Origin of the sequence: Streptococcus salivarius (assembly GCF_002094975.1) — a bacterium.
Taxonomy (GTDB): Bacteria; Bacillota; Bacilli; order Lactobacillales; family Streptococcaceae; genus Streptococcus; species Streptococcus salivarius_D.
This window is the reverse complement of record NZ_CP015283.1, coordinates 345,061-361,388: the sequence shown is the minus strand read 5'-3', so window position 1 is coordinate 361,388 and position 16,328 is coordinate 345,061. Positions and strand designations below refer to the sequence as shown.

Genomic DNA, 16,328 nt, shown 5'->3' with positions numbered 1-16,328 from the left:
AGTTTGAAGGCTAGAGTTACCTACGGGTACTTATCATCTTAAGGTTAATCCTAAGGGAGGGACTTTAGGTTCAATAGGTATCCAAAGACTGAAGAATGAAACATAAAAAGGAGATTTATCTTGGCTAAAGATATTCGCGTTCGTTACGCACCAAGTCCAACAGGGCTACTACACATTGGTAATGCCCGTACAGCATTGTTTAACTACCTCTATGCACGTCATCATGGCGGTACTTTCATTATCCGTATTGAAGATACTGACCGTAAACGTCACGTTGAAGATGGTGAGCGTTCACAGCTTGATAACTTGCGTTGGTTGGGGATTGACTGGGATGAAAGTCCTGAAACACACGAAAATTATCGTCAATCAGAGCGTTTGCCACTTTACCAAAAGTATATTGATCAACTTTTAGCAGAAGGTAAAGCCTATAAGTCATATGTAACTGAAGAAGAGTTGGCTGCAGAGCGTGAACGTCAAGAAGCAGCAGGTGAAACACCTCGTTATATTAACGAGTTCCTTGGTATGACTGAAGAAGAAAAAGCTGCCTACATCGCAGAACGTGAAGCGGCAGGTATTGTTCCTACAGTTCGTTTGGCGGTTAATGAGTCAGGAATTTATAAATGGCATGATATCGTTAAGGGAGATATCGAATTTGAAGGTGGTAATATCGGTGGCGATTGGGTTATCCAGAAGAAAGATGGTTACCCAACTTACAACTTTGCGGTAGTTGTTGATGACCACGATATGCAAATCTCACACGTTATCCGTGGAGATGACCATATTGCCAATACACCAAAACAACTCATGGTTTATGAAGCTCTTGGTTGGGAAGCACCTGAGTTTGGACACATGACCCTTATCATCAATTCTGAAACTGGTAAGAAGTTGTCTAAACGTGATACTAACACCCTTCAGTTTATCGAAGACTACCGTAAAAAAGGTTACCTTCCAGAAGCAGTCTTTAACTTCATTGCTCTTCTTGGTTGGAATCCTGGCGGTGAAGACGAAATCTTTTCTCGTGAAGAACTCATTAAACTTTTTGATGAAAACCGTCTAAGTAAGTCACCAGCGGCCTTTGATCAGAAGAAATTGGATTGGATGAGTAACGACTACATTAAGAATGCAGATTTCGATAAGGTCTTTGCTCTTTGCAAACCTTTCTTGGAAGAAGCTGGTCGTTTAACAGATAAAGCTGAAAAATTAGTGGAACTCTACAAACCACAAATGACAGCTGCAGAAGAAATTGTTCCTCTTACAGATCTCTTCTTTGAAGATTTCCCAGAATTGACAGAGGCTGAAAAAGAAGTTATGGCTGGTGAAACAGTACCAACAGTACTTGAAGCCTTTAAAGCCAAACTCGAAGCTATGTCTGATGATGAGTTTGTTGTTGAAAACATTTTCCCTCAGATTAAGGCTGTTCAAAAAGAAACAGGAATCAAAGGGAAAAACCTTTTCATGCCAATCCGTATTGCTGTTTCGGGAGAAATGCACGGTCCAGAATTGCCAGACACTATTTTCTTGCTCGGTCGTAAAAAATCAATCAAACATATTGATCAAGTTCTTGCAACATTATAAAAACAAACCCAACAATTGTTGGGTTTTCGAATGCACATAAACAATGTATCAGCAATTAATGGGGTATTACTAAGAGTGTATTTGTAATATAATGATGATATTTCGTAATCATATCATCATTTTCAAAACTTTAAATTAGTTTTATAATAGATTGGTAATAAAAAGTAGGGAGGAGTGAGCATTATGAGAAGATTTGGTTGGTATTTCTACTACGTCATTGGCATGTACCCATAAAAAGAGGTAATGAGTCAGTTAAAGAGCTTAGAAAAACTAAGCTCTTTTTTATGTTTATGAAAAGTAGGGGATATGGGAAATGGTCTGACGCTCATATTAATAATTGATTGTTCTTAACCGAGAAAAAATAAATTTATATTTTTAGCTTTTTCTAATAGGAATGACGCTAAATTATATATTTATGTTACAATAAAGTAGGTTGATTTTTGAAAGGAAAGGGGGGAGTCTAGAGATGATCGTTTTGTTTACGGTTCTACGTCTATTGGCTATTTTAATTGTTAGTCACGATATGTCAGGTTTGCTCAAAACTTGGAAGAGTAAATGCTGGTTTATCGCAGGGAGTCTCTTGTTCTCTCTATTTGTCGGAGGCATTACAGGGTCGCTCTTAGCACTTTTGTTCTGCTATCTTTTCTTAAATAAAATATCAAGTAGTGAAAAGAATTCTTTTCTTTTCACCTTTTTGCCGTGGGTTTTTGTTGAAGTCACCTCGAAACTGCTTCAACTTTACTTTTTCCCATGGATTTTTCAAATTAATTATTTACAGGTCAAGGACACCCCAGTACTTATTGCTTTGTCTTATCTCTTGATTTATCCAATTTTTCATCTGATTGTCAAAGTATTCTTTATTGACTTTGGTGCTCTCAATGTTATGGGAAATAACCATACTTACCAAGTTAGACAACGCTTATTGGTTGGGGTGACTCTGGCTTATATTATTTTATCTTTAATTATTTTCTATGCCAGTAATATCTTTCCTTACTCAGGTCTCTTTATTTATTTAGCAGGTAGTATTACGATTGTCTACTCCATTCTCTTTATTTTGCTCTTTGCTCAGCTTAATATCTATTCTAAGAAAAGAGTGAAGGACCAGTTGACCGAAGAAATGGCTAGACACGAGGAAAGTTTAGAAGAATATAGCCACCGTTTAGAAAAACTCTATAATGATATTTCTCAGGTGAAGAAGGATTATCTCGAAGGGCTTAAAACAATGGAGGTTAGTATCCAACGACGAGACTTACCTGCTTTGAAACAAGAGTATGCAGAACTTTTAGAAAAATCTGGAAATAGCTTAACTTTGTCAAATTATGAATTGTCACGCTTAATCAACTTAGAAATCACATCTCTCAAGAGTCTCTTTTCTGCTAAAGTGCTTGAGGCTGAGAACTTAGGAATTAAGGTCAATTTGGAGTTGCCAGATGTTATATCGTCAACTCAGATAGAGGCCTTAGATTTGGTTGTGATTTCTTCTGTCTTCTTAAACAATGCTATTGAGTCGGCAGTGGATTCTGAAGATCCTACTTTAACCATATCCTTCTTTAAAAATCAAGGTTATCTTATCTTGGTTATTGACAATACAACCAGAGAAGAACGTATTCCTGTGTCAAGGATTTTTGATGAAGGGGTTTCTAGTAAAGGAGAAGGCCGAGGACTTGGTCTGTCTAAGGTTGCAGATATACTTAATCGCTATCCAAAAGTAAATCTTGAGACTCGTAGTTGTGACCATCATTTTACACAGGTACTCTCTTTTCAGGATAATTGATAAATCAAAGATAATATTTGTAGAGGATAGGGAAAATAGAAAGGGGAAAAGCATATGCAACTTGTGATTGACGGCCTTATTGCTTTGGTTGTTGTCGTTTCACATCTTGTGATTTTAGCTAGAATGGCTTATCTAGATGTTTTTACTTACAGTTACATTCCTTATGTAATCGTAGTAACTGCCGTTAAGTGGTTAGCCAAGGTGCTATGGCAAATTGATATTCCAGATGCGATTTATCTCCTAGTCTTTATTTTTCTTGAAAAACCTCAGGCTCTACGAGAAGAAAAGTATTTTTATGCTTTCTTTGCCCCTGTCTTTTGGACTCTGATTACAAGCTTCTTTAGTTTTTATTTTTTCCGAGTTTTCTTTAATAAGCCGGTCGAATTGGTTCCAAACCATTTAGGAATCTTGGTTGTAGATAGTGTTGTTCTTCCCTTCTTTCTAGGCTTGCAAAAAATGTTCGGTTTAGATAGCTTTTTTAAGGAACCATATCAGGACTTGCAGGATAAATATAAGAGTATGCTCTTGCAAGTTGATCATATTTTAATTATCAGTTATCTGCTTATTCTCTTTAAACGGGAGATTTTCTCCTTGCTTCTGAGTCAGACCTATCTCCCAGGTTACCCTCAAATTTATATTTGGGTTGGTTTCCTTATACACATGTATATTCTTGTTCGCTTTGTTTCTTATGGTAAAGACGTACGTGATAGCAAAATTCTCAGAGAACAAGAGGAGCACTTGAGGAGTCTGGAAGCTTATAATGAAAAAATCGAAACTGCCTATAAGAGTGTACGCTCATTTAAACATGATTATGAAAATATACTCATTAGTATGCAGACAAGTATTGATAGTGGGGATTTTGACCTTATTGAACAAACCTATCAGGATATTTTGAAAAAGGCTGGTCAAGAACTCGTTGAGGAAGATGACGAAACTGTCTCTTGAGTGTAAACAGGAAATATTATCATGAACTTACAGCTTTGGACCATGGTATCACTTGAAAATAGTATTATTCAGATTATTAGTTTTCATATTACCTGGTTTATTTATAAAAAACTAACAAGGAGCACTCTAGCTTACTGGAAAGTATTTTGTTTAAGTCTCTTAGGTATAGTGGTATCATTTGGTAAAGGTGATGGCTTCTATTATCAAGTTGTTATCTTTCTAGCTTTGGCCTTAAAGGAACGGCGGGAGCATCGTTTGACGCTCTGGGCAAGCCTCTTTTTTGGGGCTTTCTCGGTTCTCTTTACTGATTTATTTGCGACTTTTACACCATATTATGTATTCAGTAACTTATTTACAAATATGAGCTTGGTTGAGATTCAAGAAAATTTCTTCCTAAATTTGCTATCTTATGTGATGATTTATCCTTTTTTTCTCTATGTCAATTATCTATCAAGTTCAGATATTGACAAGATTAAGGAGCTGATTTATTCCCATGGTCGTGAGCGTTTATTGATTGCGGTTGATTTGACCTTTGCACTCTACATTACTTGTAGTATTCTTTTGGTATCTACAGGTAGTGATGTGAGAGGGCCAATTTTTATTGCAATGGCGGTTTATCTCCTAATGGTAACAACCTTGAACCGCTATTCTCATAAATTTGTCAGAGAACGTAGTAAGGAAGCTGTGGAGACCTATGTCTATAACTTGGAAGTCTATAATAAGCATATTGAGGATCTTTTTACAAAAGTAAAACCTATTGAAAAAGATTTTGAGAGTCTTTTGGTAGCTCTTGAGACTCCTCTGGCTAAAAATCAATTGTCAGAGGTTTTATCCGTTTATCATGAGCATTTGAACCATCTTAAACTTGATAATTTGGATTTAAATGATAAGTTGGCTCCTTTGTTCGAGATTCCTTATCCGGTATTAAGAAGTTGGATTGTAAACCAAGTTATTCCTTTGGAACAAAAAGGTGTCACAGTTAGGTTGGATGTCAATGTTGATGCTTATCCTAATAATTTAAATGTTGCAGTTCTTATTAGAGTTTTAGAACGTTGCATGAACTTAGCTGAAAAACTTTGGGCCAAGGAGCCGGAGACAGATATTGGTTTCCTTATTCAACAGAATGAGGATGGCAATCTCAGCTTTATTCTTGAGAATACCAACCAGGAAGCTAATCCGAAACTTGACGATAGTCTGGTTGTTAGTCGAGATTTTGCCCAGTTTTGCTGGTCAAACGGTATCGGTTTAACAAATAAAAAAGAATTATTTAAAACCTATCAAATTGTCACGGTAATACCATAATTGTAGGAAGGAGGAAGGTAGCTATGCTAGGTAACGTCATTTTTCAAATTTTGATGTTTGTCATTATTTGGGATATCTATTTACGTATTGGTGGACAAAACACTAATCTTAAAAATCGTATACTTTATTTGTTATTTGATGTTGCTCTATGCATTTGGGGACAACTCATTGGACGCTATATAGGCATAGTACCTCCCTTAGTAGCCATTGTAACATTGACATTTAGCTACCAACTGAATAAAAGTGTCACTTCTGTAGAGCGCTTTTTTCTAGGTTTTTACCCAGTGGTACTAGTCGATTTGGCAAGACGTTTTTTGGCTACTTTCTTCTTTCCGCCGATACTTGGCATAACTGTTGATACTTTAAACACTAATATTTGGTGGTCTATGGTACCACTTTCCTTCGTCATGTTGACGGTTAGAATAGTAGATTTTATTTTACGTCTAGATTTTACAGATATATTGAAAGTTGCTGCCCAACAAGAAAAAAAGAACCGTCTGGGTTTGGTCAACATGCTTCTTTTGCTTTATTATTTAGTTATCTTTTTGGTGTCGACATTTGATACTTATTTTCCAGAGTTACATCTTGAGGGTAGGTTTCGTTTACCATTGGTAGTGGGATATCTCTACTTACTCCTCTTTGTACTAGGAGCTGTGAACCAGTTCGCTAAGGAAAAAATAGAGCAGGATTTAGCGATGAAGCAAGCCAACTATCTTGATGATTTGAAGCGTGAGAATACTAGGGTAGAAGGTTTGTATAGAGACTTGATGCATGTTCGCTCTAACTATAATTTTCTGCTTAATAATCTGAGAGATATCGAAAGAACAGGAGATATTCGTTCTTACAAAAAAGATTTGGTTGATCTTTATGTGTATCGAGATCAGTACCGCCTCTCTACTCATGTTACAGATTTGGATAATATCCAAAACTCAAGTATTCATAGTCTACTTTCATCAAAGTATCATGAAGCTCAGATGTATCAACTCAACATTCATGCAGAAATTCCTGATCCAGTGATTCATAGCTATCTAACTGACTTAGATTTAGCAGTTGTTTTAGGTCATCTTATGAATAATGCTATTGATGGTGCTCGCAAAGCCCACGAGGGCTTTATTAGTATTGCCTATTTTGATGAAGAGGGCTGCCAGAGTTTTATTGTTGAAAGTGCAATTTCAGATGAAAAAGCTTTACTTTCAATGATGGCATCTCAAATTCCTATCAATGGGGGGGACGCAGGTATAAATGCTGTTCAAGATATCTTGGAACGTTATCCGAATACATCCTTCTCTGTTCGAAGTCAGAAACATAAAATGATGCAAATACTAGAAATGAGGCCCTAATATGAATATATATATTTTAGAAGATGATTTGATGCAACAAACACGTATTAGTGATATCATCAGAGAATTGGTTTCAGAGGGTGCGTTTTCTGTACGAAAACTTGAAGTTTTTTCTAAACCACATAAACTATTGTCCAGCATCAACGAGAAGGGGAACCATCAGATTTTTCTTTTGGATATTGATATTGATGGCAATCGAAAGAAGGGGTTAGAAGTTGCCTCTGAAATTCGTCAACAAGATGCTAATGCGGTTATTATTTTTGTAACAACTCACTCAGAATTTGCTCCAATTAGTTTTAAGTATAAGGTTTCCGCACTTGATTTTATTGAAAAGACAGTCTCTAATGTGGAATTCAAACAACAATTGAAACAAACCTTGACTTTTGTAAATCAAAAAATTGGAGATGTGGACGATGATGAGATGTTTGTGTTTGAAACTGCTCAGTCTAGAATACAAGTTCCGATGCGAGATATTTATTATTTTGCGACAGCTGCAACTCCTCATAAGGTAATGTTAATTACTAAAACAGAGCGCCTGGAGTTTTATGCTAATCTTGGAGATATTACTTCGGTGAATAAAATACTCTTTTCATGTCACCGCTCCTTTTTAGTTAATCTGGATAATATTGCCCGTATTGATAAGACGCAACTGATGATTTATTTTGAGAATGGTGATTCATGTCCGGTTTCTCGCTTGAAAATGAAGGCCCTACTTAAAAAATGGTCAGAGGTAAGAAATCATTAGTGGGAGTGACTAAATCAGACTTTTAAATTTGGCTCTATAATTTCTGTAGTGGGTAAAACCACTGTAGAGATTGTAGAGCTTTTTGAGTGTCTCTTGAATATACAATATAAGTGCACAATAAAAACTCATAAGATTTTCTAGTAAAATAGAATTGAATGGACTAGTTACTATAGGAAGCTATTCTCCAAGTCATGCACAGGAGTCTTACCATAGGGCTAAATCACACTGTGGGCGGAAGCGTATGCTTGAAATAGATCACAATTTAAGCAATACCGTCAAACATCTATTTCTCGATTACCAATGGTCTCCTGAAGAAATAGAAGGTCGGTTGCAATTAGAGTACGGAAAAACTGTTATTAGTTATCAAACAATCTATAGAGCCATTTACCGAGGACATTTTGAGGATAACTCATTATCTCATGGTGCTCGTGGTGTCATTCGTAAACTTCGTCATCGTGGGAAAACACGTCATACTAAAGGTCATGTTGAAAATAGAGGGAAAATATCCATTTCTCATACAATTCACGAAAGACCAGAAGAGGCTAATAATCGAACTAGAATAGGAGATTGGGAAGCCGATACTGTTGCAGGTAAAACTGGAAAAGCTTGTTTAGTTACTCTAACAGACCGTTATTCTCGTTTTCTAAAAATCAAAAAGGTAGCTGTTAAGAAAAGCAAGTTGGTAATAGAAGCTATGGTAAAACTGTTAGAACCCTTGACGAAGTATACAGTAACTCCTGATAGAGGGAAAGAATTCACCTATCATCAGAAATTGAGTGATCAATTGAACATTGAAGTCTATTTTCCTGACCCTCATGCTCCATGGCAACGAGGAACCAATGAGAACACGAATGGATTACTTAGAGAATATTTTCCAAAGGGTAGTGATCTAACATTGGTTGATGATCAGACTATTCAGCTATGGGAGAACAAACTTAATAATAGGCCACGAAAATGTCTTAACTGGAAAACACCTTATGAAGTATTCTATGGGAAAGTGTGCATTGGGCATAACAAAAAATCCATCGATTGATGACTTTTTCAGTGGGCTCCCTATCCGGTCCTCTCTAGATGTTAGCTTTTCGTCACCCACTACAGTTGACAGGGAGTATTAAATTTAAGGGTGATGTATCACTATTTTGTAGATGATTGATTGTTTTATAAGTAATTGGTTTTCATAAAAATACTAAATAGATGTCTTTTAGTAATGAAATTTAATAATTTATAAAAAAAAATACTAAAGAATTACAGTTCAGGACAAAAAAATGACATTCTATGAAATCGTATAGACAATTAAATTGAAAAAGGTTATGATATAACCAAGATATGTGATTCGGAATGAGACATCGTCAATCTTATTGAAATCTACATACACTTTATGAAAATAAATAATGTACTTTTATATAACTTTTTCCTAATCCCCATTTTTTATTGGCCGCTCGTCCAATTACATATCTTTTTTATAGACATTAAAAGGCTTGAGAAATCAAGCTGTTTTTTGTTTTTAAGGAATTATTGTAGTTTAAGATAAAAAATACATTCTGTGAGTGAAATCCGACATTTTAGGAAATAGCGACATACATCCTGGGGTTGCATGCTATAATGTAATCAAGGTTAGAGAGCAAGAAGAATGTATGGTTTAAGTTAGTCCCTTAAACATAATAATTTCCCTCATTCATTCTATCTAAAATTGCTGTTGTGTTCTCTACCGATGATGCTGTTGTTCAAAAGGTCTGTACTTTGTACAGGCCTTTTGGCATTTTAGAAGATAGATAGTTAAAGATGCTTTTGAATCTATTTGTATAGTTTCAAGAGTGTTTTTTTATTTTCTACCATTCCTTGCATAAAATTGAATAAAAATTAAGGATTAAGCATTTTTTAGGTCAGAATAATAAATAAAAACAAATAAAAATGAAATAAATATAAAAAAATAACAAAAAAGTGTTGACAGGTGAATAAATATGCAATATAATTAGTCTCGTAAGGTTGATAGAGATAGCAACCACAAGAAAATATAAGAAAAGAGAAAAATATTATGTCAAAAGAGAAAGTTATTCTTGCCTATTCGGGAGGTCTTGATACCTCAGTCGCTATTACATGGCTTAAAAAAGATTATGATGTTATTGCTGTTTGTATGGATGTCGGTGAAGGTAAAGATCTTGAGTTTATCCATGATAAAGCTTTGACAGTTGGAGCTGTTGAGTCATACGTGCTTGATGTTAAAGATGAGTTTGCTGAAGATTATGTGCTTCCAGCACTTCAAGCTCACGCTTACTATGAACAAAAATATCCTTTGGTTTCAGCGCTTAGCCGTCCAATTATTGCTAAAAAATTGGTTGAGATTGCTCATAAAACAGGAGCAACGACTATCGCTCACGGTTGTACTGGTAAAGGTAATGACCAAGTTCGTTTCGAAGTTGCCATTGCTGCCCTAGATCCAAGTCTTAAAGTAGTAGCGCCAGTGCGTGAATGGAAATGGTCTCGTGAGGAAGAAATTGAGTATGCTAAGGCTAATGGAGTTCCAGTTCCAGCAGACCTTGATAATCCTTACTCAGTCGATCAAAACCTTTGGGGACGTGCCAACGAGTGTGGTGTTCTTGAAAATCCTTGGAATCAAGCTCCAGAGGAAGCTTTTGGGATTACCAATTCACCAGAGTTTGCGCCAGATGAAGCTGAATATGTCGATGTTACTTTCAAAGAAGGGAAGCCAGTTGCTCTTAACGGTAAAGAAATGAAATTGGCTGACCTTATCCAAGAAATGAATGTTATTGCTGGTAAGCATGGTGTCGGACGTATCGACCACGTTGAGAACCGTCTTGTAGGTATCAAATCTCGTGAAATTTATGAATGTCCAGGAGCTATTGCCCTTTTGACAGCTCATAAAGAAATTGAGGACTTAACTTTGGTACGTGAAGTTTCTCATTTTAAACCAATTCTTGAAAATGAATTGTCAAACCTTATCTACAATGCTTTGTGGTTTAGCCCAGCAACACAAGCTATCATTGCTTATATTAAGGAAACACAAAAAGTTGTTAATGGTATCGCTAAAGTTAAGCTTTACAAAGGGCATGCTCAAGTAGTAGCACGTCAATCAGCTAATTCATTGTATGATGAAAACTTGGCTACTTACACATCAGCTGACAGCTTTGATCAGGATGCTGCGGTTGGATTTATCAAGCTTTGGGGTCTTCCAACTCAGGTTAATTCACAAGTTAACCATCCATTTGACAATTAATGACAGATTTCATAAGAAAAGTAGGTTATTAGAAGAATAACGCTTCTTATCAGATAAAAGTGGACGGAGAGCCACATCTGATACTCTTTTCTTATAACTTATATTATTATCGTTAAGGCGTTCTGAGAGGCGTCACGAGCCTAAATAAACTACGACCGAGATCGGGTTTTAGGAAAACAAGTGTCCAGAGAGGCAAATTAAGCTAGACAAATACTATCTAGCTTTTTTCATTTAAGTTATTATGACCAAAGAGGTCGTTGCTTGTTATAAGTATTAAGAAAGGATGGAAGATTATCCTAGTGAGGGGAAATCTTCAAAATAAAACTATGGCAGAAAATCATAAACTATGGGGCGGTCGATTCGAAGCTAGTCTTGAAAAATGGGTAGAAGAATTTGGTGCTTCAATTTCATTTGACCAAAAAATGGCAGAGTTTGACCTTAAAGGGTCTATTGCCCATGTTACGATGCTCGGTGAGACAGGAATTATTACCAAAGAGGAAGCATTGCAAATTAAACAGGGCTTGGAAGAACTGCTTGAGGAATACAAGGCTGGTAAGCTAGAATTTGATGTTTCCAATGAAGATATCCATATGAATATGGAGAGTCTTTTAACAGCTAAAATTGGACCAGTAGCAGGAAAACTTCATACAGCACGTTCACGTAACGATCAAGTGGCAACGGATATGCACTTGTATCTAAAAGCCAAACTAGTGGAAGTTATTGAGAAGCTTGATAACTTACGTGGTACTTTGGTCAATCTAGCAGACAAACATACCTACACAATTATGCCAGGCTACACCCACTTGCAGCATGCACAACCGATTTCTTTTGGTCACCACTTGATGGCTTATTACAATATGTTTACACGTGATGCCGAACGTTTTGAATTTAATATCAAGCATACGGATATCTCTCCACTCGGAGCTGCTGCTCTAGCCGGAACAACTTTCCCGATTGATCGTAATATGACATCTGACTTAATGGGCTTTGCAAAACCATATAGCAATTCCTTGGATGCTGTTTCCGATCGTGACTTTATTCTCGAATTCTTGTCAAACTCAAGTATTCTCATGATGCATATGACACGTATTTGTGAAGAAATCATTAACTGGTGTTCTAACGAGTTTAAGTTTGTAACTCTATCTGATACTTTTTCAACAGGCTCTTCTATTATGCCTCAAAAGAAAAACCCAGATATGGCAGAACTAATTCGTGGGAAATCAGGTCGTGTCTATGGCAACTTGATTGGATTGTTGACCGTGATGAAGTCATTACCTTTGGCCTACAATAAAGATCTCCAAGAAGATAAAGAGGGTATGTTTGATACGGTAGAAACGATTACTGTCGCTATTGATATTCTCGCAGGCATGCTCAATACAATGACTGTTAACGACAAACATATGGCAGAGTCAACAGAGAAAGATTTTTCAAATGCTACAGAGTTGGCTGATTATCTTGCATCTAAAGGCCTACCATTCCGTGAAGCACATGAGATTGTTGGAAAACTTGTCCTTGAGTGTACCAAAGCTGGTTATTACCTTCAGGATGTTCCTCTCGAACGTTATCAAGAAGTTTCAGATTTAATTGAAGAGGACATCTATGAGACACTTAAATCTCATACAGCTGTTGAACGTCGTCATTCCCTTGGTGGAACTGGTTTTGACCAGGTTAAATGGCAAATCAAAGAAGCTCAAAAAGCTCTAAAAAAATAAGTCTCTAAGGCCCTAACCATAAGGTTTTGGGCTTTTTTGCTATTTATGATATAATAGTACTAATTTTGAGTTTGGAGTCGCATTTTGAAAAAATCTTATCGCGTTAAGAAAGAGAAAGACTTTAAAGCATTATTTGATGCAGGACACAGTGTTGCTAATCGAAAATTTGTTGTCTACTGTCTGGATCGTGATCTGCCTCATTTTAGAGTAGGTTTGTCAGTCAGTAAGCGTCTTGGTAATGCGGTTACTCGGAATCGGGTAAAACGTCGTCTACGACATGCACTGATGGACATGTCATCTCAGTTAGAACATCAAGATTTTGTCGTTATTGCTCGTAAAGGTGTCGAAGACTTAAGTTATCAAGACATTTATAGCAATCTCGTTCATGTCTTAAAAATAGCAAAGTTATATAAGGACTAAAAAATTATTTTGCTTCTTTACATTGTAGGATAAACTAAAATCACTCCTGATTTTTGAGATACTCTTAATGAATGGAAGCGAAGCAGTTCTTTATCGTATTAAAAAGGAGTTTTTAGTGAAGAAAAAACTTAATATATCTGTTTTAGGTGCAGGAGCTCTCTTGCTTTTGTCCGCGTGTGGACGAAGTGATGTTACAAGTCACTCTACAGGCCTTTGGGAACGTCTTATTTTAATGTTTGGGAAGGCTATTCAAGGGCTTTCATTTGGTGGTTCTATTGGATTAGGTATTATTATTTTCACGATCTTAATTCGTGCAGTAATGATTCCTTTGTATAATCGCCAAATTAAGTCAAGTCGTGAACTACAAGAGTTGCAGCCAGAGTTACGTCGCTTGCAGAGTGAGTATCCTGGACGCGAGAATCGTGAAGCTCTTGCTTATGCACAACAAGATCTTTATAAAGAGCATGGTGTAAATCCTTACGCAAGCTTCGTTCCTCTCTTGATCCAATTTCCTATTTTGATGGCTCTTTATGGAGCGCTCACAAGAGTGCCAGAATTGCGAGAAGGAACATTCCTCTGGGTTGACCTAGGTCAGAAAGACCCTTACTTTATTCTTCCGATTTTGGCGGCTGCTTTCACCTTCCTTTCAACTTGGTTGACAAATAAGGCGGCTAAAGATCGTAGTGCAATGCTTCTTGTTATGAATATCATGCTTCCAATCTTTATTTTCTGGTTTGGAACTCAGATTTCTTCAGGGGTAGCACTTTACTGGGCAGTTTCAAACGCCTTCCAAGTTGTTCAGATTTTGGTTTTTAATAATCCATTTAAAATCATTGAAGAACGTAATCGTTTGGAAGCGGAAGAAAAAGAACGTAAAGCTAAGATTCGTCGTGCCAAGAAAAAGGCGAATAAACGTAAATAAGGAGGCTTATTATGGTTGTCTATTCTGGACGAACAGTCGAACAAGCTATCGAAAAAGGTTTGAAAGATCTTAATTTACCTCGTATGAAGGCTCATATTAAGGTGATTTCTCGTGAGAAAAAAGGTTTTCTAGGGTTCGGAAAGAAGCCAGCTCGAGTTAGTGTTGAACCAATAAATGAAAAGATAGTTCATGAAGCAGATCAAAACACCGTTAAAGTAGCTCCTGATGCTATAAAACAATTAGACGATTCTGTCGCAAGTCCAAAAGACGAAACGATTGCTTTCAATAAAGTGACAAAACTTGTTACGGTTTCAGATAATAAGGAAATTGCACATGAAGACTTAAAGCAACCAGTTTCTACAGAGACTCTTGATGAAGAGTTGCCAGATAAGAAACAGGAGCAACCAAAGGCAACAATTATTCCGCTATCTGTTAAACGTGAGTTATCAGAAGAGGGTGCGACAGAATATAGGGCAAATTCGCTTGAGCCCCAACTAGAACCGGTGGCTCAAGTTCAGACTCCGGAAACTTCTGAAGGAGATTTCAGTTCATTTGTGGCATCTGAGTTTAGTTCAGATGAGTCTTCTGAAAATAATTTAGAAGATATTCAAGGGGCTGCAGATGATGTTTTATCTTACCTCGAAAAAATTATCTATGAAATGGATGTTGATGCTAGCCTAGAGGTTAGTCACAATCGCCGCAATATTATTATTCAGATTGAAACAGACCAACCTGGTCGTGTTATTGGTTATCATGGTAAGGTTCTCAAGTCTTTACAACTTTTAGCGCAAAATTATTTGCACGATCGTCATTCTAAACGTTTTAGTGTTGTTCTTAATGTTCGTGATTATTTGGAGCAACGCACAGAGACTTTGATTGATCTAGCAGAAAAAATGGCAGCTAAAGTAAAAGAAACAGGTCGAGAGTACGTTATGGATCCAATGACGAATAGCGAACGAAAAATTATCCATAAGGCACTTTCTCAAATTGAAGGTGTTGAAAGTCACTCGGAAGGGGACGATCCTAATCGTTACGTTGTTGTGACAAAGGTATAATTAAAATAGCGTTTATTGCTTACAGAAACTAGTCTTATTTGAAGGCTAGTTTTTTTGACAACTAAAAGTAGACGGTGTATACTTTGTTTAAAAGTAACCACTGTCTACTTAGATGGAAAGGGAGTCAAAATGAAACGTAATACTGCTGAATTGAAGGAAAAGTTAATCGCAACTGGAGTCGAGGAGATAAGAACAAGAGGTGTCGATCAACTATCTATCCGAACGGTGGCTCAAAGATGTGGGGTCACCCATGGGGCACCCTATAAGCACTTTGAAAATAAGGATGTCTATCTTCAGGTAGTTTTGGAGCATTTATCTGAGATCTTTTTGAAGTATCTGACACAAGGGGTAGACTCTTCGCTTGATGTAAGAGGTCAATTAGTATTAATGGGCTGCAATTTTGTGGAATTTGCTCAAAAAGAAACAAATAGTTTTGAGGCCTTGTTTATTAAGTTTCCTTTCAATTATATGGAGCTCACTCGGGACAGTATCTCTGTTAATGCCCATTTACCAGGGTTTGAGCACTTTAAGAGTGTGGTTTTGAAGCTAAAAAGTGAAATGAACATTTCTGGTAGTGAGACAGAAATATTAGTTCATATCTGGAGTTTTATTACTGGATTAGCTGTTTTGGTAAGGAGTCCCATTGGTGATAATTTCAATAGTAATACTATTGAAGAGACTGTTAGTACTATGTTAGACATCTATGTTAAAGGAGCTAAACAATGAAAACCTTAATTATCTACGCCCATCCAAACGACAAGAGCTACAATGCCTCTATACTAGAGACTGTTAAAGAAAATTTATCGTCTAAACATGAGTTAAAGATTCTAGATTTGTATAAAGAAAAGTTCGATCCTATTTTACGTTTTGATACAACACATAGGAGAAGAGACTTAGCGCACGATGTAGCTATGAAAGACTATCGAGATTTAATAACTTGGGCAGATCAGTTGATTTTTATTTTTCCAACTTGGTGGAGTGGAATGCCAGCTATCTTGAAAGGATTTATTGAACGCGTTTTTGTTGCTGGCTTTGCCTATGAAAATACACCCCGTGGATTGGATGGTAAATTGACTGGGAAAGCTTGGATTATTACAACCCACAATACACCAAAGATTGTTCTACCTTTAGTTCAAGATTATTGCAAAGTCCTAAAATTTCAAGTCCTAAAACCTTGTGGTATTAAATCGGTCAAAGTTACCCAGGTTTCACCCGTTGAGTATATGAGTGATTATAAGCGAAAAGAGGTACTCAAGAAAATAGCTAAACTAGCAAGAAGGTTATGAGCAAGCGATGATATAGG

13 protein-coding genes and 1 pseudogene are annotated in these 16,328 nt (G+C 36.6%); all 14 read left to right on the top strand.

Translation table 11 applies throughout. From position 1 onward, the window contains the following. Positions 1-120: 120 nt before the first annotated feature. The 14 genes and pseudogenes from gltX (at position 121) to V471_RS01700 (ending at position 16,311) form a co-directional block, all read left to right on the top strand. Complete coding sequence (gene gltX / locus V471_RS01765) at positions 121-1,575, top strand: glutamate--tRNA ligase (RefSeq protein ID WP_084871048.1); 1,455 nt, start codon at positions 121-123, stop codon at positions 1,573-1,575. A gap of 466 nt (positions 1,576-2,041) precedes the next feature. Next, positions 2,042-3,349: a GHKL domain-containing protein gene (locus V471_RS01760; RefSeq protein WP_084871047.1), complete on the top strand. Its 1,308-nt coding sequence runs from the start codon at positions 2,042-2,044 to the stop codon at positions 3,347-3,349. A 54-nt stretch (positions 3,350-3,403) separates the two neighbouring features. After that, positions 3,404-4,294 carry a hypothetical protein gene (locus V471_RS01755; RefSeq protein WP_045771785.1) on the top strand — a complete coding sequence of 297 codons (891 nt, stop codon included), beginning with the start codon at positions 3,404-3,406 and terminating at the stop codon, positions 4,292-4,294. A gap of 21 nt (positions 4,295-4,315) precedes the next feature. Beyond that, positions 4,316-5,596, top strand: a complete 1,281-nt coding sequence (locus V471_RS01750; protein WP_013991230.1) for a hypothetical protein — start codon at positions 4,316-4,318, stop codon at positions 5,594-5,596. Between the two features lie 23 nt (positions 5,597-5,619). Next, the gene (locus V471_RS01745) at positions 5,620-6,936 is read left to right on the top strand and encodes a GHKL domain-containing protein (protein ID WP_002886968.1); all 1,317 of its coding nucleotides are present in this window, start codon (positions 5,620-5,622) and stop codon (positions 6,934-6,936) included. A gap of 1 nt (position 6,937) precedes the next feature. Then, complete coding sequence (locus V471_RS01740) at positions 6,938-7,681, top strand: response regulator transcription factor (RefSeq protein ID WP_002886967.1); 744 nt, start codon at positions 6,938-6,940, stop codon at positions 7,679-7,681. Positions 7,682-7,856: 175 nt separating this feature from the next. Next, positions 7,857-8,714 (top strand): annotated as a pseudogene (locus V471_RS01735) (IS30 family transposase); the annotation flags it as partial. A 1,002-nt stretch (positions 8,715-9,716) separates the two neighbouring features. Beyond that, entirely contained in the window at positions 9,717-10,916 is a 1,200-nt protein-coding gene (locus tag V471_RS01730; RefSeq protein ID WP_084871046.1) for an argininosuccinate synthase, read from the top strand. 326 nt (positions 10,917-11,242) lie between these two features. Then, on the top strand, positions 11,243-12,628 hold the full coding sequence (argH, locus tag V471_RS01725) for an argininosuccinate lyase (protein ID WP_037601513.1): 1,386 nt from the start codon (positions 11,243-11,245) through the stop codon (positions 12,626-12,628). Positions 12,629-12,712: 84 nt separating this feature from the next. Continuing rightward, complete coding sequence (gene rnpA, locus V471_RS01720) at positions 12,713-13,048, top strand: ribonuclease P protein component (protein ID WP_002891957.1); 336 nt, start codon at positions 12,713-12,715, stop codon at positions 13,046-13,048. A 115-nt stretch (positions 13,049-13,163) separates the two neighbouring features. After that, positions 13,164-13,970 (top strand): membrane protein insertase YidC, encoded by an 807-nt coding sequence (locus V471_RS01715; protein WP_014635083.1) that lies wholly within the window; start codon positions 13,164-13,166, stop codon positions 13,968-13,970. A gap of 11 nt (positions 13,971-13,981) precedes the next feature. Then, the gene (jag, locus tag V471_RS01710; RefSeq protein ID WP_084871045.1) at positions 13,982-15,025 is read left to right on the top strand and encodes an RNA-binding cell elongation regulator Jag/EloR; all 1,044 of its coding nucleotides are present in this window, start codon (positions 13,982-13,984) and stop codon (positions 15,023-15,025) included. Positions 15,026-15,154: 129 nt separating this feature from the next. Continuing rightward, entirely contained in the window at positions 15,155-15,751 is a 597-nt protein-coding gene (locus V471_RS01705) for a TetR/AcrR family transcriptional regulator (protein WP_084871044.1), read from the top strand. Beyond that, on the top strand, positions 15,748-16,311 hold the full coding sequence (locus V471_RS01700) for an NAD(P)H-dependent oxidoreductase (protein WP_038676809.1): 564 nt from the start codon (positions 15,748-15,750) through the stop codon (positions 16,309-16,311). The genes V471_RS01705 and V471_RS01700 overlap by 4 nt, the downstream gene beginning before the upstream one ends. Positions 16,312-16,328 lie beyond the last annotated feature (17 nt).